Here is an 18,591-nt window from a genome sequence, read left to right on the forward strand (position 1 = left end):
CGTCGAGACGGTCCCTGCTGTTCCCTCCGAGGACGAGACCCCTGCTGCCGTTCGCCCGCCTGATCCGGTAGGTACCGGATCGAGTGATGAGCGAGGTCCCCCTGATGGAAGAGCAGACGCGGGTGGACGGGCAGTCGCGGTTCAGGGCGTCGCGAGCAACGCGGTGATCGCAGTCCACGCCCGCGCGCCGAGCTCTCGGTCCGCGGCCTCGGTGCCGCCCCGCCGCATGGTCGAGCCGCCCCACACCACCGACTCCCCGGGCAGGATCGTCCGGTGCCCGGCAGCGGCGCCCGCCACCACGACGGTGTCGGCACCGTGCTCCGCCCGCCGACGCCGGATGTTCTCCGCATGCTGCGCGCTCGACCACACCTGATCGTCACCTCCCGCGACCACGACGACGTCGGCGATCCGCTCGACCGCGATCACCGCCGCGGCCACTCGGTCCGCGAACATCCGTCGCGACCGCTCGTACACCGGCAAGAAGTGAGGAAGCGCGTCCGTCCCCCAGTCGTCCTGGTCGACCGGCACGAACGGCACGGGTGCCCCACCCCACGACCAGTGCGAGCGTTCGGCACCGGCCGGGTCGTAGCCCGCCCACACGACGTCCGACGGGGCGAACGCGACCACACCCGACACCTCCGGGGCTCGGGCGGCGGTCACCAGGGCGGCCTCGGCCCCGAACGACGTCCCGACGATCCAGACCCGGTCGCTCTCGCTCGCGAGGGCGTCCACCCGGTCCACGAACGCCTCGAGCGGGACGTCCCACGGCCCGACACTCTGTCCCTCACCCCCGAACCACCGGATCGACTCGGCCAGGCAGCCCTGCGACGCGAAGAGCCGAGCACGCTCGACGTCCACCCGCCCACTCGATCCCGCCAGCACGAGGACGCCGTCGCCCGAGTGGTGCTCGGGCACCCAGCGCACCCCGTCGGGCCGGACGAGGTCGATCCGACGGAGGCCGGGCACGGCGGGCGGGGCCGTCACAGCCGAGCGAACCCGTCGAGTGCTGCACTGAGCACCTCGACCTGACGCGGACCGCCGTGCCCCTCGTCCTCGACGACGGTGAGGCTGCTCGCCGGCCAGGCGCGATGCAAACGCCACGGAGTGGCTGCGGGGCCGCTCACATCGCGGCGGCCGTGCACGAGCGCGGCGGGAACGCGATCGATCCGTGGCAGCCGCGCCATGACCGACCGCTCGCCCGACAAGAAGCCGTCGTTGCTCCAGTAATGGGTGACGAGCGTGGCGAACGCCTCCCGTCGCCCGGGCCCCAGGTGCCCCTGCGCGCGGGAGTCCGGGTCGTCGAGGCTGACGTGGACGCTCTCCCACCGGTCCCAACTCGCCGCGGCGGCCGCACGATCGGCCTCGTCGTCGGAAGCCAGCCGTCTCGCGTACGCGTCGACCGGTCTCTCGTCGTCGCGCCTCCTGCTCTCGCGGTCGAACACGGCCCACTCCTCGGGGAACAGCCGTCCGACCCCCTCGGTGATCCAGTCGACCTCCTCGCGGCTCGTGGTCGTGACCGCCATGAGCGCCAGGGCTCGGACGCGGTCCGGGTGCTCCTCGGCGTAGGCGAGCGCGAGCGTGGTTCCCCACGAGACCCCGCCGACCACCCAGCGCTCGATGCCGAGCCGTTCGCGGACCTCCTCGAGGTCGGCGACGAGCCGCGGTGTCGTGTGCCGCTCGAGCCCGGCCAGGTCGTCGACGACGTTGGGGGTGCTGCGCCCGGACCCGCGCTGGTCGATGCCGACCAACCGGAAGGCCCCTGGATCGAAGTATCGTCGGTAGCCGCCCCGACCGAGCGAACCGCCGGGTCCGCCGTGCAACCAGAGGGCGGGGACGCCGTCGGCACACCCCGACTCCTCGACGTAGAGCGAGGCGCCGTCCGTCGTCTCGAGGAAACCCGTCCGATACGGGTCGTGCGGCGGGTAGGTCATGCGGCCACCGTAGTCACCGACCCACCGCACGTGCGGCGAACCCCGCGCGGCTGCCGGGTCGTCCCGTCGGCAAATCCTGACTCCTGTCGCGGCCGCGCCCGTCCCACGCCGATCCCGGCACCCGGCCGCAACGCCAGCCCGGAATTGCCGACACCGACACCGGCGGAGAACCCGAACCACTGAGGGCCCGCGCCGTCGTTCGACGGCAGGTGAGGCAGCCCCGTCAGAGCACCGTGTACCCGGCGGCGAGCGCCGAGCGGCCCGTCAGGGCCGACAGGAGGCGCGGTGCGTCAGCCGCCGGAGCATCGGCCACGAGGGCGCCGAGCACGACCAGCGCCTGACGACCCGCGACCTCGGGAGCCTGCCCGTCGAGCCCGCCGGCCGTCCGGAGATCGCCCGTGTGCACCACGAGCTCGAGGACGCGCGTCGGCAGGTACTCCTCGAGCCGCCACTCGCCGACCGGCGTCTCCACCCGCGCGTCCGCGGTCCGTCCGGCCACCACGCCGGTCACCCGTCGCACGACGGCATCGACGCTCTCGGGCAGGTCGGCGCCGAGGTCGTGTCCCGCCTGCCTCCCCCTCTCGGCGACCTCGTCCGGATCGGCGCGGCCGCCCCGGACCGCCCGGTAGTAGTCGACGATGAGGTGGTCGGACTCCGACGACCCCGGCCGCAGGTACTGCTCGACCGTGAGCAGGGCCCTCGAGGTGTGCCCGACGAGGTCACGGCGGCTCCACGCGCCGAGGGCCGGGGCCTCCCACGGGGCCGGGGGCCGGTCGAGCTCGTGCACCGTCTCGGCGAACCATCGCGCCGCCGCCCCGAACGCGTCGCGGACCGTCTCGAAGCGCTCGTCCATGGGGTGAGCCTAGATCCGGCCACGACCCGCGTTCCAGGGCGTTCCGCCGGCCGTCACCATGCCCTAGCCTCGCCCTCGTGGGGAAACGTCAGATCTACGTCGAGACCGTGATCGACGCCGACCTCGACCGGGTCTGGGCCGCCACGCAGGACCCCACGCAGCACGTCCGCTGGGACGTCCGCTTCTCGAACATCACCCCCGGGCCGCCGGACGCCCACGGGGCGACACCGTTCCGCTACGTCCGTCGCACGCCCGTCCACACCGTGGAGGGCACGGGCGTCAGCATCGGCGAGCGCCACGGCGCCGACGGCTCGCGCACGTCCGCCCTGCGCTTCGCGACCGACGACGTCCTCTCGCCGATCCGGGCCGGGCGCGGGTACTGGCGCTACCTGCCGACCGCCGACGGACGGACCCGCTTCGTCACCGGGTACGACTACGACTCGGGCTGGGGTCCGCTCGACCTGGTCGTGCGTCCGCTGCTCGGTTGGGCGACGGCGTTCAGCTTCGACCGCCTGCGCCTCTGGCTCGAGACCGGCCGCGAGCCGGAGCGGTGGCCGCTCGCCAGCGCCCTCGCGTTCTGGCGTCGGGACCGGCCCCGCGCCTCCCGCACCCTGCGTGCGCCCGCGGGCGGCACGCGGTCGGGCGACCACCTGCGGGAGGCGCCGGTCACCCTGGCCACGCTGCCCGACCCCGCGAGGCGGTCACCCCGATGACGTCGATCTTCGAGCAGGCCCTCGGCGACGAGTTCGCGCGCCTGCACCCGATGATGCAGCGCCGATTCGGCGTCGGTCTGGACTCGGGCGAGGCCTGCGTGGGCCGGGGCGTCATGTCGTCGATCCGGCGGGGCCCGTGGTGGACGGTGCCGTTCCTGCAGATCGGGCGGTTGCGCAACATCCTGGTGCCCGACGTGGGCCACGACGTGCCCTTCGTCATCGAGAACTACCCGTACCGAGACGGGCTCGGCCGCGAGACCGTCACCTTCGTCCGCTCGTACACCGTGCCGCGCCGCCGCGTTGGCCGACGCCCGGTCCGCTTCGACGCGACGATGGTGCTCGACCGCGGGCGGGTGCTCGACTACCTCGGCACGCACCAGCACCTCGCGGTCGACCTCGACCTGACGGTCGACGACCGCGGCGGCCTCGTGCTCCGCTCGGAGGCGCAGCGCTTCCACGAGGGCCCCGTCTCGTTCCGCTTCCCGATGCTCTTCAGCGGCCGGGCCGAGCTGCACGAGTGGTGGTCGGACGAGGACGGGTCGTTCCACGTCGACCTCGAGGTGCACAACCACCGTCTCGGGTTCCTCTTCGGCTACCGCGGCACGTTCACCTGCGAGTGGGTGGCGGCCGCCGACGCGCCCGCCCGGCTGAAGCCGAGACGCACCGAGGCCCGTCTCTAGGCCCGGCAGGCGCGGCCCGACCACGGGGATCGAACGGGGTCACGAGCAAGCCCCCACCCCGAAGCGCGTCGGCATCTCCTGACCCCTGTCGCGGCCGCTCCCTTTCCAGGCCGATCCCGGAACAGCGCTGCCGCACCGACCAGGACTTGCCGACTCCCACGCCGCCTCCCACGGCGCCTCGGACACTGACGTCGAAACCGGGTCGCCGAGGGCCGGGCCGTCGTCGAGTCCGGCGGGGCGGCCCGCCCCGCACGTCCCGCACGTCCCGCACGTCCCGAGGACGACCCGCCCCGTCGCGGTCCGCAGCGTCAGAAGGTGGCCAGCGCGCTGACCGTCATCTGCTGCACCTGGGCGTTCGCGCACGCCTCGAAGCTCGACCCCGAGGCGGGCACGAAGATCGATTCGAGCGAGCCGGGCGGGTAGACGCGGAACCCGTCCGTCGCCTGCGGCCGGCACTCGGCCGCGTCGTAGTTCCCCGTCTGGGCGATCTGCACGATGGTCTGCACCTCGCCACCGGGGGCGAGCGTGTGGGTCTCGTGTGAGGACGACCGGTCGAGCGCGGCCGAGGCACCGATCTGGGTCCCGTTCCCGTCGCCGACGAGCGAGACGCCCGGCCAGCCCTGCAGGGTGCAGGACCGCTGGCCGCTGTTCGTCAGGACGATCGCGACGCCGTAGCTGCCGGCCGCGCCCCCGCCTCCGTCGGCGATCTCGGCGGTGAGTTCGCCCACGGTGCACCGCGAGGACGCGTCACCGGGGGCACCGTCGCCCAGGTCACCACCGCCTCCGGACGCCCCGTCGGGGCCCGGCGTCGCCGTGGCGGCAGCGGTCGGCGTGGGCGTCCCGGTCGACGGCGAGGCCGAGACGGTCACGGTGGGGGCCGCCGTCGTCTCGGAGCCGCCCGACGACGAGCAGCCCGAGACGACGACGGCGAGGGACGCCACGACGATCGCGGCGGGGACGAGGGAACGGAACGAGCTGTTCATGCTTCTACCGAATCACGATCAACACCCTTTTTGCACAGTCTGCAAAACTCTCTGCGAACCGCGTTGTCAAGCCCCCCGCCGTCGGGATGCGCGGGGGGCGGTCCCTGCCTAGGCTCCATCGCACCAGGCCAGCATCGTCGATCGCGTGACGGGGGTTTCTTCGAGCCGTCCCCGTGACGGCATCTCTCCCGCCGATGCGAGGCCTCCATGCTGTCCGCCGTCACCCACGCGCTCGCCCGCCCGCTGATCCGGACCTGGCTCACCGCGAGCCCCCACTCGTGGGAACGCCACGTCGTCGCGACCGACTCCCCCCACCTGCACGCGTCGGGCACCGACCCCGACCGCGTGCTGCTGGTGGGTGACGGAGTGGCCACGGGCCGCGGCGTCCGGACGCACGAGCTCGGCCTCCCCGGTCATCTCGCCCGCAGCCTGACGGCGCTGACCGGGCGGGCGACGGACGTCGACATCGTCGTCGACGGTCGGATGACCGTCCGGCAGGGCCCGGCGGCCGTCGCCGAGATCGACCTCGCGCGCTTCGACGCCATCGTGTTGTCGTTCGGCGCGAACGAAGCCCTGTCGCTGATCGACGTCGCGACCTGGGCCGACGACCTGTCGGCCCTGCTGACGGACGTGGCGAGCCGTGCTCCCGTGGCGACCACCACCTACGTGCTCGGCATCCCGTCCTTCACCGTGAACCCGCACTTCCCGTCGCGACTCGGTCGGCTCGTCGACCGGAACTCGGTCCGCCTCAACGACGTGATGCGGCGGGTCGTGTCCGGTCATCCCTCGATGGTCTTCGTGCCCGAGGCCGAGGGCCACGCCTTCGAGGCCGAGAGCGCTCCCGTCTACGCCCGGTGGGCCGCCCCGATCGCCCTGCACATCAGCGACGGGCTCGACCCGGCCCGCCCGGCGGCCGAGGACACCGTGCAGGCGGACGAGAAGGCACGCCTCCGCTCACTCGACCGACTCGAGCGACTCCGCGGAACCGACGACGACCCCGAACTCGACCAGCTCACCGACCGGGCCCGACAGCTCTTCGGCACGACCCTCGCGGCGGTCACCCTGATCGGCCGCGACACCCAGGAGATGAGGTCGGTGTCGGGGACGGACGCCCTGTCCGTGCCCCGTTCCGAGTCGTTCTGCGACACGACCATCCGCCGCACCGGCCACCTGGTGATCGAGGACGCCAGCCTGGACTCGCGCTACGCCGACTACTCGGTCGTCGCAGGCGAACCCGGCATCCGGTTCTACGCCGGCTACCCCCTCGAGGCCCCGGACGGTCAGCGCGTCGGCGCGCTGTGCGTCATGGACACGGAGGCGCGGCGCTTCTCGACCGAGGACGCCACGGCCCTGAGGGCGCTCGCCCTCGCGGTGCAGCGGCACCTCTTCCGGCACGAGCCGGACGGCGGCTGAGTTCCCGCCCGGTCGGGACCGGGGGGACGACGAAGGGCCCGACATCCGCGGATGTCGGGCCCTCCGGGGTGCCGACCGGGGTCGGCGGGACGATCAGCTCTGGCCGAGGTCGTCCTTGGCCTTCTCGGTCTCGAGACGCTCTTCGCTCATGTGCTGGTCCTTGTGGCCCTGCTTGGTGAGCTCTTCGTCGTCCGTGCGCTTGCCGACGGCCTCTTCGGCCTTGCCGGCGGCCTTCTGGACGAAATCTTTTGCCTTGTCGCCAACGGACATGACGTACCTCCTGGTTGTGGGGTCGACCGGACTGACCCGGTACTCCCGTGACGGTAGGCCGGGTGTCCGCCCACCGCCGGGGTTCACAGGCTGTTCCAGGCTCGTACCCGCCCCGGTACCGGACCGATCGGTCTCGACCCGGCCCACCCCGTCCCCTAGGATCATCGCCGAGGGGGCACCATGGCACGACACGCACCAGGGGCGGGCGACGACGACGACGTCACGCCCGGTCACGAACTCTTCGCGCCCCGCGCGTCCGACACGGGCGACGACCCCGCGGCGGACCACGCGCCCGACGGCACCGGACCCCGGCTCGTCGCATGGTCGCACCGCGGCGTCGCAGGCACGGCCGGTGCCGCGGCCGCGTCGTCGGCCGACCCGGCGAGCGCGACCGACGACGACCAGGACGACGAACCCGCACCCCGGTCCGGCCGCCGCCGCCTCGCGATCGTCGGAGGCGTCGTCGCTGCCGCGGCCCTCGTCTCCGTCGTCGTGAGCGCAGTCCTCTTCACGAGCGACTCGGCCCCGCTCGCGGCCGGTGCCTCGACGGAGTCCGCGCGCCCGACCACGGTCGCCCGCACCTCGACGCCCACCCCGAGCGCGACCCCCTCGCCGACGCCGACCACCCCCGCGACACCCTCGCCCCGGGCGGCCACCCCTCCGCCGCAGGACGCCGCCGTGCCGGCGCCCTTCATCACCCCGGTCGCGGCCGGCACGGTCGTCGCCGAGGGCGACCTCGCCTCCCCCAAGGGCAGCATCCACCTGCACTACCGCGTGGTGGCCGGGGGCGACGACACCTACGCGACCGAGCTCACGAACGCCACCTCGAGCCTGCCCGTCCCGGTGGGGATCGCGTTCTACCAGGTCGCCCCGTCCGTCGGCGACGGCATCACGTACGGCGGCGACGGGGGTGTCGAGCTCGGAGCGTCCGTCACGACCCCGACGGCGGCCTCGGGAAGCTTCGGCTCGATCAGCCAGCCCTCGTACCTCTCGGCGCTCGTCGTCCACTCGACCAGCACCTCCTCGGACGTCCCCGTCGAGATCTCGGCCGGCAAGGTGCTCGCGGTCTCGTCGGTCGCCTGGTCGGTGCCGCCGCGGCAGACGAACATCGTCCCGGTCGACTCCGGTGCGGTGGCCTTCGCCTCGGGGACGCTCGAGGCGACCACGGCGTCCGGGGCCCCCAAGCGGTACACCGTCGCACCCGACGACCTCATCGACGTCGTCGCCCAGCGCTTCGGCATCTCGGTCTCGGCGCTCCTCTACATGAACCAGGGCCTCCAGGTCATCGACGACGCGCAGCACCTGTTCGAGGGCACGACGCTCGTCCTCGACCCCGACAGCGTCTGACCCGGGACGTCCCGCACGGCGACGCCTAGGGTCGAGTGGTGAGACTCCACCTCGCCCCCGGCCGGCTCGTCCGTCACGCCGCGTGGTGGGTGCAGGACTACGCCTACGCCGCCGTCTGGCAGGTGCGCGCCGTCACGAGTCCGCGCGACCCCGACCGCTACCTGGGCGGCACCGGTCGGCCCGTGCTCGTGATCCCGGGCGTGTGGGAGACCTGGTCCTTCCTGCGGCCGATGATCGAACGCCTCCACGCCGAGGGCCATCCCGTGCACGTGCTGGACGACCTCCGCTGGAACAGCCGTCCGGTCGAGGCCACCGCGCGCGACGTCGCCGCGTACCTGCTCGCCCACGGACTCACCGACGTCGTGATCGTCGCCCACAGCAAGGGGGGCCTGATCGGCAAGTACCTCATGGCGCTGCTCGACGAGACCCGCCGGGTGCGCTCGATGGTCGCCGTATGCTCGCCGTTCTCGGGGTCGCGCTACGCCACCTGGCTGGTGCTGCCCGCCCTCCGCGCCTTCTCGCCCCGTGACGCGACGACGATGCTGCTCGCCCGGGACGAGTCGGTCAACGGCCGCATCACCTCGGTCTTCGGCGAGTTCGACCCGCACATCCCCGAGGGCAGCGAGCTGCCCGGCGCCATCAACGTCCGCCTCCAGACGGGCGGGCACTTCCGGGTGTTGGCCCACCCCCGCACGATCGCGACCGTGCTCGCCGCCGCCGCCGGGCTCGCCTGACGGCCCGTCCCACCTGACGGCCGACCCCGCCTGACGGCCGGACCCGCCGAGCAGGTCAGGCCGGCGTGAGCAGCTCGCGCTCGAGCACGTCGGCCACGGCCAGCACCTTGTAGCCCTCGCTCTCGAAGAACACCGTCATGCGGTCGGCGTCCGTGCTCATCACGGTGCCCTCGCCCCAGGTCGCGTGCACGACCCGGGCGTCGGCCGCGAACGCGGGAGGCGCGGTGTCGGTGGCGTCGTCCTGCCCGCCTTCGCGCGCCTCCTCGGGGTCACCGGCCCTCTCGGCGGCCCGGCAGCCGTCGCAGTTGCCGCACCGCTCGGGCGATTCCTCACCGAAGTAGCCGAGCAGGAAGTGCCGCCGGCAGCCGGGAGCCTCGGCGAAGGTGCGCATCATCTCGATGCGCGAGCGCTCGACCCGGTCGCGCGTCTCGGCGACCCCACGCGCCGCCTCGGCCGCGCTCCGGGCGTCGAACCCGTCGACCGGCTCGAACCCCTTCGTCGACTCGGACAGCGCGCCACCCTCGAGCAGCAGGTCGATGAGACGCGAGACCGTCCGCGCCCCGAGGGCCAGCTGGTCCGCCACCTCCGACCGGCGGACCGGCCGGCCCGCCGCCGAGAGCGCGGTGAAGACGCCACGCAAGTCGGCCCGCCCGGGCAGCCCCGAGGCGAAGAACGTCCTCAGCGAGAGGTCCTCGGGCCGGTAGTGCAGGGTCGCCGTGGCGGGGTCGCCGTCGCGACCGGCCCGACCGATCTCCTGGTAGTACGAGTCGAGCGAGTCGGGCACGTCGGCGTGCACGACGAACCGGACGTCGGGTTTGTCGATGCCCATGCCGAACGCGCTCGTCGCCACGACCACGTCGACCTCGCCCGCGTGGAACCGCTCGTGCAGCTTCTCCCCGCTCGGCCGACCGCTGGCCGCCGTGGTAGCCGACGACGGTGCGGTCGGGGCAGCGCTCGGCGATCGCCGCGGCGTAGTGCTCGGTCGCCTTGCGGGTGGCGACGTAGACGATGCCCGGCGTCGTGGAGGCGGCCACCTGCTCGACCACGGCGCGGGCCTTCTCGTCGTCGTCCTCGTGCCGCACGACCTCGAGGGAGAGGTTGGGGCGGTCGAAGCCGTGGCTCAGGACGAGCGGGTCGTCGAGGCGCAGTCGCTCGACGATCTCGTCGCGCACCGGGCCCGACCCGGTCGCGGTCAGCGCCAGCACGGTCGGGCCGCCGAGGCGCTCGACGACCTCGCCGAGGTGCAGGTAGTCGGGCCGGAAGTCGTGGCCCCACGACGACACGCAGTGCGCCTCGTCGACGACGACGAGGGCGACCCCGGCCTCGCGCAGGCGGTCGACGGTCTCGTCCCGCGCGAGCTGCTCGGGGGCGAGGAAGACGTAGGTGACCTCGCCGGCGGCGAGACGGCTCCAGCCCTCCTCGTTCTCGGCGTCGGTGTGGCCCGAGTTGATGGCGACGGCCGGCGGCGCGTCGGGACGACCCACGAGCCCGGCGACCTGGTCCGCCTGCAACGCGATGAGGGGCGAGACGACGACCGTCGGCCCGTCGAGCACGGCGCCGGCCACCTGGTAGATCGCCGACTTTCCGAAGCCGGTGGGCATGACCGCGAGGGTGTCCCGTCCGGCGACCACCGCCTCGAGGGCCTCGAGCTGGGCGGGGTGCAGGTCGCTCCAACCGAAGAGGTCGGCGGCGGCACGGGTGATGTCGTCGGTGCGGTCGGTGCGGTTCGTGCGGCTGCGTGCGGGGCGCTTCGTGGTGCTCATGTGGTCCTCGTTCCGGTGGGGCAGAGGTCCATCCCAGGCACGTGCGGAGCGACACGCGCAGGCCTGCCAGCCGATGCCCGGCCCTCGCGTACCCCACCCGCCGCGGGACGGGCATGGTACCCCTCGCCGCACGATGCGAGTCGTCGGTCACGACGGGAGGCGCGGGTCCAGCCGTCGCGGACCCCCGGGGCGTAGCGTCCCGTCCATGAGCGACGAGAAGCAGACCGAACCCGTCATGGACGGCGCCACCGAGGCCACCGACCACGAGAAGCTGAGCGGCCTGATCGAACAGGTCGAGGCCGACCACGGCGACGAAGGTGCGGCCTCGATGGCCGACCACCTCCGCGACCGCATGGACGAGACCGCCCAGGCCGACGAGAGCCCGGCCGACGCCGAGGAGTGAGCCCCCGGGCTCCACCGCGAGGTGGAGCCCCAGGCCTCGGTCCTGATCTAGCGTCGAGTGATGTACTCCAACGGCTTCTCCCTCGTCGGTGTCCTCTACCCCGTCTTCCTCGTGGTGGTGTTCGCCCTGGCCGTCACGCTGGGCGTGCTCCTCATCCGCACCCTGCTCTGGGTGATCCGGGCCTTGACGGTCTACACACGCGAGCGCGAGCTGCGCATCGACCTGTTGCTCGCCAGCGACGACGATCCGGCTGCGCCCACCCCTCCAGCGCCCTCCGGCGGACCATCGGGGCCCGTCGTCTGACGTCGAGGAGGCGCGGGTGACGTCGACGCCTTCACATCCTGCCTCGAACTGGTTACAGTCATCGCAGGCCCAGACCCCGCCGACCCTGCCCTGCGCCGTCGTCCGAGCGACCGACGACCCCCGCCGTGGCCCTGGGGGCTCGGCGACCTGAATCCGCCGGGCTCCCACCCGGCAGAGCTCTCCACGTGGTCGCTCGCGGCGGCCGGCGAGACGGTCAGACGCGCTGCTGCCGGGGCACGACGACCCGCTCGAAGACGACCACTCCGGCCGTCGCGATCGGGATGGCGACGAGGGCACCCAGGACGCCGCCCAGCGCCCCTCCGCCGAACGCGGCCACGATGACGAGGGCCCCCGGCACCGCGACGGCCTTCGACATCACCCGCGGGGTCAGCACGTAGGCCTCGACCTGGGCGTAGACGAGCAGCACGATGCCGACGACGACCGCGGTGACCGGTGAGACGGTGATCGTGGCGGCGATGATGATCACGTAGGCCACGACGGTGCCGACAACGGGGATCAAGGCTCCCAGGAAGGCGAGGGTCGCGAAGAGCACCGGGACCGGCCCGCCGGCGATCGTCAGCACGACGAAGACGAACACGGCGTTGACGGCGGCGAGCGCCACCTGCCCGGCGACGTAGCGGCCGACCGACAGGAAGATCTCGTCCGAGATGCTCATGACGTTCTCGCGGTGGCTGCGCGGCACGGCACGGCTGAGAGAGCGCAGCATCTGCGGCAGCGTGATCGCGAAGTAGAGGGTGAGGATCGCGACGACGATCACCGCGGTGATGGCGTTGGTGATCCCCTGGCCGACGGCGAGCAGTCCGCCGCCGAGGGCGAGCAGCTGGTCGGGGTCGAGCAGGTACGAGGTGACGGCCCCGACGGCGTCGTCGACGTCGACGTCGAACCCGACGGTCTCGACGGCCTGCTGCACCCACGGCTGGCGCGACAGGTCCTGCAGGGCGCCGGGTGCGGTCTGCACGACGTGCCCGATCTGCTCGATCAGCGCGGGCACCACGGCCGCGACGATGCCCACGACGATCCCGACGACCAGCACGACGGCGACGATCACGCCGACCCACCGCGGGGCGCCGGCACGGGCGAGGCGTCGGACGACCGGCTCGAAGGCGAGCGCGAGGAAGAACGCCAGCCCGATGTAGACGAGGATCGTCGACAACGCCATCAGGGCGACGATGATCCCGACGCCGAGCCCGCCACCGAGGGTCGCGATGAGCCCGAACCGGAACGCCCCGGGGCGCTGCATCGGACTGGGCGGGGTGTCGCTCGGCGCGGCGGTGCCGGCCGATCGACGCACGAGACGGGCGCGGGGTGACGAGGGCATCCGACCATCCTGACGCGTCGGGCGCGCCGAGGGCCGACACCGCCGAGGAGGCGCGGGTGCAGACAGAGGGGTACACGACAGCTGGCAAGGTCGTCAACCCGTCACCGGACCCCCGGACGGGGCGCAGGCTGAGGGAGACGGCAACGCGTCGCCAGAACACCGAGGAGGCTCCATGTACTTCCACGCACAGACCTGGATCAACGAGATCGCCGACGGCGAGCCCGACCCCGCCGCCGCCAACGCCCTGCAAGAGGGGCTCGGCGGCCAGTTCGGCGAGATGCGCACCATGATGCAGTACCTCTTCCAGGCCATGAACTTCCGGGGCCCGTCGGCCAAGCCCTACCGCGACCTGATCCAGGGCGTCGGCACGGAGGAGATCAGCCACGTCGAGCTGATCGGCACGACCATCTCGCGTCTGCTCGACGGCAGCCCCGAGTACACCGGCAAGCTGACCGACCCGCTGGACACCCCCGGTGCCGGTGGAGCGACCCCGCTGAACATCGCGCTCGACACGGGCAACATCCACCACTACCTCGTGGGCGCCCAGGGCGCGCTGCCGGTCGACTCGGTCGGCAACCCGTGGAGCGGCAGCTACGTCTACAACTCGGGCAACCTGCCGCTCGACCTGCTGTACAACGTCATGCTCGAGTCGACGGGCCGTCTGCAGAAGTGCCGCATCTACGAGATGACCGACAACGCGGTCGCCCGCAGCACCCTCGCGTACCTGATCGTCCGCGACCAGGCACACGAGAACGCCTACGCCAAGGCGCTCGAGTCGCTCGGGGTGAACTGGAACAAGCTGCTGCCGATCCCGAAGACGAACGCCGAGAAGTTCCCCGAGGTGAAGAAGTTGCTCGACCTCGGTCTGCAGAGCAAGCAGTACAGCTTCGACCTCGACGGCAAGAGCGAGGCGAGCAAGATCTTCCGTGGCCCGTCGCCCTCGAACGACGGCACCGAGCTGACCGCCACCGAGCAGGCCCCGCAGGGCGTGCCGTCGACGATCAGCCCCGAGCGCCTCGAGGAGTTCTCGCCCGGCCTCGACGCCGACCTGCTCGAGCTCATCCAGGCCACGGCCGACCTCGAGCTGCAGGAGATCGAGTCGTACTACGGTCCTACCGCGAGCTGACCCGACCCGTCACAGAGGAAGGCCCGCCCCGACTCTCGTCGGGGCGGGCCTTCCTGCGTCCGTGGGGACGCGTGCGGGTGAGGTCAGGCCCCCTGCACGTTCTCCTTCGACTGCTGGGCGCTGTCCTTCACGTCGCCCGCGGCGCTCGAGGCGTCGTCCTTCACGGTCGAGGCGGCGTCCTGCGCCGTGCCCTTGACCGACGCGAACGCCTCCTGAGCCGGTTCCTTCAGGTTCGACGCCACGTCCTGCGCCGCTCCCTTGACCGAGTCGAGCGCCGGGCCCGCCGCGTCCTTGGCGTCGGAGACGAGCTCCTTCTCCTTTTCCGTGGCGGGGATCAGCGACGACACGAGCCAGCCCGCGCCGAAGGCGATCAGGCCGACGGCGAGCGGGTTGCCCTTGGCCTTCCGCACGGCCGCCGACGAGGCGTCCGAGACGCTGCCCGCGGCGTCGTGACCGGCACCCTGGGTGGTCGAGGCCGCGTCGTGCGCCGCGCCCATGACGGACTCCTTGACGCCCGAGAAGCGGCTCTTCACCTTCTCGGTCTGACGGTGGGCGATGCTCGACGGGTTCACCTTGTCGGCGAGGGCGTCGACGTCGTAGCTGAGGCCGGCGCGCGTGCGCTCGATCTCGGCGCGGATCTCGTCGGGCGTCCGGCTGCTGCCGTTCTGGTCGGTGGTGCTCATGCGGTGCCTCCAGGCGTCACGGTCTCGGGGATCTTCTTGAGGGAGTCGACCGTCTTCGGTGCCCCCTTGATGCTCTTCAGTTCTTTCTTCCCGCGCAGGAACAGCACGAGGGCGACGATCGCGTAGACGACCGCGATGATCAGGGACGACCAGCCGAGGCCGATCAGCACGCCCAGGCCCCACATGGCGGCCAGCGAGACGAACAGCAGGGCGAAGAGGGCCGTGAGCCCGGCTCCGCCGAACATGCCCGCGCCCTTGCCGGCCTTCTTGGCCGACTCCGTCAGCTCGGCCTTGGCCAGCTCGACCTCCTGGCGGAAGAGCGTCGAGATGTCGCCGGTCACGCCGGTGAGCAGGTCGCCGAGCGACGTCGTCGCGGCCTTCTCCTCGGGGGCGGGCGACGTCGACACCGGCTCGAGGAACGGGTCGCTCACGCGCGCGTCCCCGAGGTGCCGGGCCACGTGGTGGGCACGCTGGTGTCCGGCGTCTGCTTCCCGAAGCCGGGGACGTCGCCCTCGGTGACGACGTCGTACTCGCCCGCCACGGGGCCGACGTCACCGACGAGACGGCTCGGCACGGGATCGGACGCAGGAGGCGCGGGCTGGCTCGCCGCGCCTCCTGCCGTCTCGGTCGTGGCAGCGTGCTCGTCCTTGGCCTCGGCCGTCAGCGACTTCACGACGCGTCCGGCGAGCAGGCCCGAGATCGCGGCGATGGCGATGAAGGTGCCGGGCTTGCGGGCCGCGTACGACTTCACGTCGTCGAGCAGGCTGCCCGGGTCGCGACCTTCGAGCCAGCCGGCGACGCCGTGGGCGCGACCGGACAGGGTGCGGACGAGCTCGCCCGCGACACCGCTGTCGGCCGAGTCGGCCATCGAGCCGAGCTGCTCGCCGACCTGACGGAGGCCCGCCGCAGCTTTCTCCTGCTGGGCGCCGGCCTGCTCCTTGAGCTCACCGGTCGCCTGGCCGAAGAGCTGCTTCGCCTGGCCGGTGGCCTCGGAGGCGACCTTCGAGGCCTGCTCCTTGGCGCTGCCGGCGACGTCGGAGGCCGCGGACTTCGCGTCGTCGGCGACGCCTGCCGCCTCGTCCTTCGCGGCGCCGGCCTTGGCCTTCGCGGTGTCGGCGGCGCCGGATCCGGCATCGGGTCCGGTGTGGTCGTGCGCGGGGTGCTCCACGACGACCGGGGCACCGGTGGCGCTGAAGTCGCTGGCGGTGGCGTCGGGGTCCGTGATGTCGGCGTACGCGCCGACCTGGTCACCCAGATCGGTCACGGCGTCGTCGCGGCGCAGGTGGTCGTGGCCGGACGCGACACCGGGCTGCGGCTGCCCTCCGGTGGTGCGGTCGTAGACCGGGGTGGACGGGTCTCCGTCGTAGCGCTTGTCGTCGCTCATGTCGTGCCTCTCGGATCGTCGGCGACCGCCTGGTGACGGTCGGGATCGGGGTCGGACCTGTCACTCTGTCCCCCTGTCGGGGGACGGTGGCCGGAGATTCCGAGAACGGCTCAGGGGGTTGACATCCGCGGCCTGCCGTCGAACGCGCGGACGGGACGCGAAGCCCGTTCCGACCGACGGCCGACGGGGCCCACCGGGCGCATCTGCCCCAGGCCACGCGGCGTACGGTCCACGAGGACCGGCTCGTGACCCTGACGTCGCGTGTCCGTTCCCCCGAATCCACCTCAAGGAGAACACCACGGCAGGACGCGACACCGTCATCCGCAGCATGCACGACCTCGGCATGGCCGCCTGGTTCGGAGGCAGCCTGATGGGCGCCGTCGGCCTCAACGGCGCCGCGGCCGGCGCGAAGGACCCCGTCGAACGCCTGACCCTGTCGTCGCTCGGCTGGGCCAAGTGGGCCCCGTTGCAGGTCACCGCGATCGTCGTGCACGGCATCGGCGGCGCCGGACTGATCGTCTCGAACAAGGGCCGCCTCGCGACCCAGAAGGAGGGGCGGGCCAACACGGGCGTCAAGCTCGCGCTGACCGTCGCGGCCGCCGGCACCACCGTGTGGTCCGCCCTCGCCGGCGCCCGCATGGCGAAGCACGCGTCCGAGGGCGCCGAGGGCACGACCGAGCCCGGGGCGGACTCGTCGAAGGCGCTGGCGAGCGCCCAGCGCCAGCAGAAGGTCCTGCAGTGGGTGACGCCCGTGCTGACGGGTGTTCTCGTCGTCCTCGGCGCCCAGCAGGGCGAGCAGCAGCGGCCCCTCGCCGGTCTGCTGAACCGTCGCTGACCGACCTCGTCGGCAAGACACGACATGCCGCTCACGGACGAACGTGAGCGGCATGTCGTGACTTCTCGGGGCCGGAGCCCGGGTGGCTAGCTGTCCTTGCCGTCCGAGACCTCGCTGTCGTCGCTCTCCTCGGAGTCGTCGACGAGACCCTGCTTCGACCCGTCGGCCAGGTCTTCCGTGTACTTCTTGTCGTCCTCGGTGATGTCGGTCGAGCCGTCGGGGATGCCGTTGTCGTTGGTCATGCCCGCACGCTACTCCGAGCCCGCCGCCCGGGGTGTCAATGGAACTGGGGAACGATCATCCAGAGCCCGAAGAGCACGGCAGCCGTCCCCACGGCGAAGCACAGCCCGCCGCCGACCGTGGCCGTCAGTGGTCTCGACCGCGACGGGTGCGTGTTCGACGCGACGGCACGGGACCCGCCGTCGGACTCCACGGCGCCGTCGGCGAACAGACGGATGCCCAGCGCGAACGAGGTCACGATGACGGCGGTCACGGCGAGCGCGGTCACGAAAACGACCACGAAGGCGCCCCAGTCGATTCCCAAGAACATGGTCACTCCCCTCGTCCGCGGCTCGCGCCGACCTGCTCGGCGGCCGGAGCGTCGTCGCTGTCGTTCACGGTCTCGTGCGTCACCGGGTGCCGTCGAGCGAGGAAGGCGAAGGCGAGTCCGCCGGCCAGGGCGAGCACCGCGACCACCACCAGGCCCGCCGTGCTCGAACTCGCGAGCCAGGCCGAGAGCCCCCCGACCAGCGCGGCGGCCGGCAGGGTGAGCACCCAGGCCGAGGCGATCTTGCCCACGACGCCCCAGTGCACCGTGGCGAGCTTCTTGCCCAGCCCCGCCCCGACGATCGACCCCGACGTCACCTGGGTCGTCGACAACGCGAAGCCGAGGTGGGACGAGATCAGGATGGTCGCCGCCGAACTCGTCTCGGCCGCGAACCCCTGCGGCGCCTGCACGTCGGTGATCCGCTTCCCGACGGTCCGCATGATGCGCCAGCCGCCGAGGTAGGTGCCGAGCGCGATGGCTAGGCCGCAGGCGAGGACCACCCACAGCGGCGGGGCGGTGCCGGCTCCCTGGTAGCCGGCGGCGATCAGGGTCAGCGTGATGACACCCATCGTCTTCTGGGCGTCGTTGGTGCCGTGCGCCAGCGAGACCAGGGAGGCGCTGACGGTCTGTCCGTGCCGGAATCCGGCGGTCGACCCCCGCAGGGTGGCCTGTCTGGTGACCCGGTAGGCCGCGTACGTGGCGACCAGCGCGACGACGCCGGCCACGACGGGCGAGATCAGGGCCGGCAGCACGACTTTCGACAGGACCACGTCGAAGTCGACCGCACCGACCCCGGCACCGATGACGGCCGCACCGATCAGGCCGCCGAAGAGTGCGTGGGACGAGCTGGACGGCAGTCCGAGGTACCAGGTGGCGAGGTTCCAGATGACGGCGCCCACGAGACCCGCGAAGATCATGACGGGCGTCACCTGCACCCCTCCGTCGCCCTCGCGGATGATGCCGTTCGAGACCGTGCTCGCGACCTCGGTGGAGAGGAACGCGCCCACCAGGTTGAGCACGGCCGAGATGAGGACGGCGACCTTGGGCTTCAGGGCGCCGGTGGCGACGGAGGTCGCCATGGCGTTCGCCGTGTCGTGGAAGCCGTTCGTGAAGTCGAAGACCAGCGCGATGACGATCACGAGCATCACGGTGACGAACACGTCCATCGGTACCGCCCTCCTGGAGGACCGTCGGTCGCCGATCGGTGACCGCGGCACGATCGCCCCGATGTGACGCTAGGCCTCCCGGACGAGGGGGAAAGTGAACGACGAAAGAATCTTGCAC

General features: G+C 72.4%; 22 protein-coding genes and 1 pseudogene. 9 read left to right on the forward strand and 14 right to left on the reverse strand.

Annotation, left to right across the window (positions count from 1 at the left end; translation table 11 throughout):
* Positions 1 to 141: 141 nt before the first annotated feature.
* The 3 genes from AC1MBW_RS03415 to AC1MBW_RS03425 all read right to left on the reverse strand — a co-directional run bounded on the left by AC1MBW_RS03415 (position 142) and on the right by AC1MBW_RS03425 (position 2,784).
* A complete protein-coding gene (locus AC1MBW_RS03415; protein ID WP_480025449.1) occupies positions 142 to 984 on the reverse strand; it encodes an acyl-CoA thioester hydrolase/BAAT C-terminal domain-containing protein in 843 nt (280 codons plus the stop codon).
* On the reverse strand, positions 981 to 1,931 hold the full coding sequence (locus tag AC1MBW_RS03420) for an alpha/beta fold hydrolase (protein WP_480025450.1): 951 nt from the start codon (positions 1,929 to 1,931) through the stop codon (positions 981 to 983). The genes AC1MBW_RS03415 and AC1MBW_RS03420 overlap by 4 nt, the downstream gene beginning before the upstream one ends.
* Positions 1,932 to 2,154: 223 nt before the next feature.
* Entirely contained in the window at positions 2,155 to 2,784 is a 630-nt protein-coding gene (locus tag AC1MBW_RS03425) for a maleylpyruvate isomerase N-terminal domain-containing protein (RefSeq protein ID WP_480025451.1), read from the reverse strand.
* Between the two features lie 77 nt (positions 2,785 to 2,861).
* Between AC1MBW_RS03425 and AC1MBW_RS03430 the strand changes: the two genes are divergently transcribed.
* Together AC1MBW_RS03430 and AC1MBW_RS03435 are read left to right on the forward strand one after the other, a co-directional pair.
* Positions 2,862 to 3,497 (forward strand): SRPBCC family protein, encoded by a 636-nt coding sequence (locus AC1MBW_RS03430; RefSeq protein WP_480025452.1) that lies wholly within the window; start codon positions 2,862 to 2,864, stop codon positions 3,495 to 3,497.
* Complete coding sequence (locus AC1MBW_RS03435; RefSeq protein ID WP_480025453.1) at positions 3,494 to 4,177, forward strand: DUF4166 domain-containing protein; 684 nt, start codon at positions 3,494 to 3,496, stop codon at positions 4,175 to 4,177. The genes AC1MBW_RS03430 and AC1MBW_RS03435 overlap by 4 nt, the downstream gene beginning before the upstream one ends.
* A 308-nt stretch (positions 4,178 to 4,485) precedes the next feature.
* Here AC1MBW_RS03435 and AC1MBW_RS03440 read toward each other — a convergent pair whose 3' ends face one another.
* Positions 4,486 to 5,160, reverse strand: coding sequence for a DUF4232 domain-containing protein (locus AC1MBW_RS03440; RefSeq protein ID WP_480025454.1), 675 nt, complete (start codon positions 5,158 to 5,160; stop codon positions 4,486 to 4,488).
* 207 nt (positions 5,161 to 5,367) lie between these two features.
* Here AC1MBW_RS03440 and AC1MBW_RS03445 point away from each other — a divergent pair, with 207 nt between their 5' ends.
* Positions 5,368 to 6,573 (forward strand): GDSL-type esterase/lipase family protein, encoded by a 1,206-nt coding sequence (locus AC1MBW_RS03445; protein WP_480025455.1) that lies wholly within the window; start codon positions 5,368 to 5,370, stop codon positions 6,571 to 6,573.
* A 93-nt stretch (positions 6,574 to 6,666) separates the two neighbouring features.
* Here the strand turns inward: AC1MBW_RS03445 and AC1MBW_RS03450 are convergent, their stop codons facing one another.
* Positions 6,667 to 6,843 carry a CsbD family protein gene (locus tag AC1MBW_RS03450; protein ID WP_123518567.1) on the reverse strand — a complete coding sequence of 59 codons (177 nt, stop codon included), beginning with the start codon at positions 6,841 to 6,843 and terminating at the stop codon, positions 6,667 to 6,669.
* Between the two features lie 180 nt (positions 6,844 to 7,023).
* On the opposite strand from AC1MBW_RS03450, the gene AC1MBW_RS03455 reads away from it, so the two are divergent.
* A complete protein-coding gene (locus AC1MBW_RS03455; RefSeq protein WP_480025456.1) occupies positions 7,024 to 8,190 on the forward strand; it encodes a LysM peptidoglycan-binding domain-containing protein in 1,167 nt (388 codons plus the stop codon).
* Between the two features lie 38 nt (positions 8,191 to 8,228).
* Positions 8,229 to 8,924, forward strand: coding sequence for an esterase/lipase family protein (locus tag AC1MBW_RS03460; protein ID WP_480025457.1), 696 nt, complete (start codon positions 8,229 to 8,231; stop codon positions 8,922 to 8,924).
* A 55-nt stretch (positions 8,925 to 8,979) separates the two neighbouring features.
* Here AC1MBW_RS03460 and AC1MBW_RS03465 read toward each other — a convergent pair whose 3' ends face one another.
* Together AC1MBW_RS03465 and AC1MBW_RS03470 are read right to left on the reverse strand one after the other, a co-directional pair.
* Positions 8,980 to 9,780 carry a RecQ family zinc-binding domain-containing protein gene (locus tag AC1MBW_RS03465; protein WP_480025458.1) on the reverse strand — a complete coding sequence of 267 codons (801 nt, stop codon included), beginning with the start codon at positions 9,778 to 9,780 and terminating at the stop codon, positions 8,980 to 8,982.
* A 382-nt stretch (positions 9,781 to 10,162) separates the two neighbouring features.
* Positions 10,163 to 10,687, reverse strand: a pseudogene (locus tag AC1MBW_RS03470) (DEAD/DEAH box helicase); the annotation flags it as partial.
* Between the two features lie 205 nt (positions 10,688 to 10,892).
* On the opposite strand from AC1MBW_RS03470, the gene AC1MBW_RS03475 reads away from it, so the two are divergent.
* Complete coding sequence (locus AC1MBW_RS03475; protein WP_054146271.1) at positions 10,893 to 11,090, forward strand: hypothetical protein; 198 nt, start codon at positions 10,893 to 10,895, stop codon at positions 11,088 to 11,090.
* 60 nt (positions 11,091 to 11,150) lie between these two features.
* Positions 11,151 to 11,393 carry a hypothetical protein gene (locus tag AC1MBW_RS03480; protein ID WP_480025459.1) on the forward strand — a complete coding sequence of 81 codons (243 nt, stop codon included), beginning with the start codon at positions 11,151 to 11,153 and terminating at the stop codon, positions 11,391 to 11,393.
* A 214-nt stretch (positions 11,394 to 11,607) separates the two neighbouring features.
* Here the strand turns inward: AC1MBW_RS03480 and AC1MBW_RS03485 are convergent, their stop codons facing one another.
* Complete coding sequence (locus tag AC1MBW_RS03485) at positions 11,608 to 12,732, reverse strand: AI-2E family transporter (protein ID WP_480025460.1); 1,125 nt, start codon at positions 12,730 to 12,732, stop codon at positions 11,608 to 11,610.
* Positions 12,733 to 12,904: 172 nt separating this feature from the next.
* Here AC1MBW_RS03485 and AC1MBW_RS03490 point away from each other — a divergent pair, with 172 nt between their 5' ends.
* Positions 12,905 to 13,858 (forward strand): manganese catalase family protein, encoded by a 954-nt coding sequence (locus AC1MBW_RS03490; protein WP_054146268.1) that lies wholly within the window; start codon positions 12,905 to 12,907, stop codon positions 13,856 to 13,858.
* An 83-nt stretch (positions 13,859 to 13,941) separates the two neighbouring features.
* On the opposite strand, the gene AC1MBW_RS03495 is transcribed toward AC1MBW_RS03490, so the two are convergent.
* The 3 genes from AC1MBW_RS03495 to AC1MBW_RS03505 are packed head-to-tail and all read right to left on the reverse strand — an operon-like array spanning position 13,942 to position 15,925.
* A complete protein-coding gene (locus tag AC1MBW_RS03495) occupies positions 13,942 to 14,541 on the reverse strand; it encodes a DUF3618 domain-containing protein (protein ID WP_480025461.1) in 600 nt (199 codons plus the stop codon).
* Positions 14,538 to 14,972, reverse strand: a complete 435-nt coding sequence (locus tag AC1MBW_RS03500) for a phage holin family protein (RefSeq protein WP_480025462.1) — start codon at positions 14,970 to 14,972, stop codon at positions 14,538 to 14,540. The genes AC1MBW_RS03495 and AC1MBW_RS03500 overlap by 4 nt, the downstream gene beginning before the upstream one ends.
* A complete protein-coding gene (locus AC1MBW_RS03505; RefSeq protein ID WP_480025463.1) occupies positions 14,969 to 15,925 on the reverse strand; it encodes a hypothetical protein in 957 nt (318 codons plus the stop codon). The genes AC1MBW_RS03500 and AC1MBW_RS03505 overlap by 4 nt, the downstream gene beginning before the upstream one ends.
* 343 nt (positions 15,926 to 16,268) lie before the next feature.
* Here AC1MBW_RS03505 and AC1MBW_RS03510 point away from each other — a divergent pair, with 343 nt between their 5' ends.
* On the forward strand, positions 16,269 to 16,760 hold the full coding sequence (locus AC1MBW_RS03510; RefSeq protein WP_480025464.1) for a hypothetical protein: 492 nt from the start codon (positions 16,269 to 16,271) through the stop codon (positions 16,758 to 16,760).
* Between the two features lie 86 nt (positions 16,761 to 16,846).
* Here AC1MBW_RS03510 and AC1MBW_RS03515 read toward each other — a convergent pair whose 3' ends face one another.
* Genes AC1MBW_RS03515 through AC1MBW_RS03525 form a run of 3 tightly spaced genes read right to left on the reverse strand, consistent with a single transcriptional unit; the run spans position 16,847 to position 18,473 of the window.
* Complete coding sequence (locus tag AC1MBW_RS03515) at positions 16,847 to 17,002, reverse strand: hypothetical protein (RefSeq protein WP_157485592.1); 156 nt, start codon at positions 17,000 to 17,002, stop codon at positions 16,847 to 16,849.
* 35 nt (positions 17,003 to 17,037) lie between these two features.
* On the reverse strand, positions 17,038 to 17,310 hold the full coding sequence (locus AC1MBW_RS03520) for a hypothetical protein (RefSeq protein ID WP_480025465.1): 273 nt from the start codon (positions 17,308 to 17,310) through the stop codon (positions 17,038 to 17,040).
* 2 nt (positions 17,311 to 17,312) lie between these two features.
* Positions 17,313 to 18,473 (reverse strand): inorganic phosphate transporter, encoded by a 1,161-nt coding sequence (locus AC1MBW_RS03525; protein ID WP_480025466.1) that lies wholly within the window; start codon positions 18,471 to 18,473, stop codon positions 17,313 to 17,315.
* Positions 18,474 to 18,591: the final 118 nt, after the last annotated feature.

It is taken from the genome of Frigoribacterium sp. AP1 (genome assembly GCF_056680555.1).

Excerpts from the sequence above, each read along its gene's own strand:
- AC1MBW_RS03475 (WP_054146271.1), top strand. The coding sequence starts at position 10,893 with ATGAGCGACGAGAAGCAGACCGAACCCGTCATGGACGGCGCCACCGAG.
- AC1MBW_RS03505 (WP_480025463.1), bottom strand. The coding sequence starts at position 15,925 with ATGAGCGACGACAAGCGCTACGACGGAGACCCGTCCACCCCGGTCTAC.
- AC1MBW_RS03515 (WP_157485592.1), bottom strand. The coding sequence starts at position 17,002 with ATGACCAACGACAACGGCATCCCCGACGGCTCGACCGACATCACCGAG.
- AC1MBW_RS03455 (WP_480025456.1), top strand. The coding sequence starts at position 7,024 with ATGGCACGACACGCACCAGGGGCGGGCGACGACGACGACGTCACGCCC.
- AC1MBW_RS03495 (WP_480025461.1), bottom strand. The coding sequence starts at position 14,541 with ATGAGCACCACCGACCAGAACGGCAGCAGCCGGACGCCCGACGAGATC.
- AC1MBW_RS03490 (WP_054146268.1), top strand. The coding sequence starts at position 12,905 with ATGTACTTCCACGCACAGACCTGGATCAACGAGATCGCCGACGGCGAG.
- AC1MBW_RS03450 (WP_123518567.1), bottom strand. The coding sequence starts at position 6,843 with ATGTCCGTTGGCGACAAGGCAAAAGATTTCGTCCAGAAGGCCGCCGGC.
- AC1MBW_RS03440 (WP_480025454.1), bottom strand. The coding sequence starts at position 5,160 with ATGAACAGCTCGTTCCGTTCCCTCGTCCCCGCCGCGATCGTCGTGGCG.
- AC1MBW_RS03525 (WP_480025466.1), bottom strand. The coding sequence starts at position 18,473 with ATGGACGTGTTCGTCACCGTGATGCTCGTGATCGTCATCGCGCTGGTC.
- AC1MBW_RS03420 (WP_480025450.1), bottom strand. The coding sequence starts at position 1,931 with ATGACCTACCCGCCGCACGACCCGTATCGGACGGGTTTCCTCGAGACG.
- AC1MBW_RS03445 (WP_480025455.1), top strand. The coding sequence starts at position 5,368 with ATGCTGTCCGCCGTCACCCACGCGCTCGCCCGCCCGCTGATCCGGACC.
- AC1MBW_RS03480 (WP_480025459.1), top strand. The coding sequence starts at position 11,151 with ATGTACTCCAACGGCTTCTCCCTCGTCGGTGTCCTCTACCCCGTCTTC.
- AC1MBW_RS03520 (WP_480025465.1), bottom strand. The coding sequence starts at position 17,310 with ATGTTCTTGGGAATCGACTGGGGCGCCTTCGTGGTCGTTTTCGTGACC.
- AC1MBW_RS03435 (WP_480025453.1), top strand. The coding sequence starts at position 3,494 with ATGACGTCGATCTTCGAGCAGGCCCTCGGCGACGAGTTCGCGCGCCTG.
- AC1MBW_RS03425 (WP_480025451.1), bottom strand. The coding sequence starts at position 2,784 with ATGGACGAGCGCTTCGAGACGGTCCGCGACGCGTTCGGGGCGGCGGCG.
- AC1MBW_RS03510 (WP_480025464.1), top strand. The coding sequence starts at position 16,269 with ATGGCCGCCTGGTTCGGAGGCAGCCTGATGGGCGCCGTCGGCCTCAAC.
- AC1MBW_RS03485 (WP_480025460.1), bottom strand. The coding sequence starts at position 12,732 with ATGCCCTCGTCACCCCGCGCCCGTCTCGTGCGTCGATCGGCCGGCACC.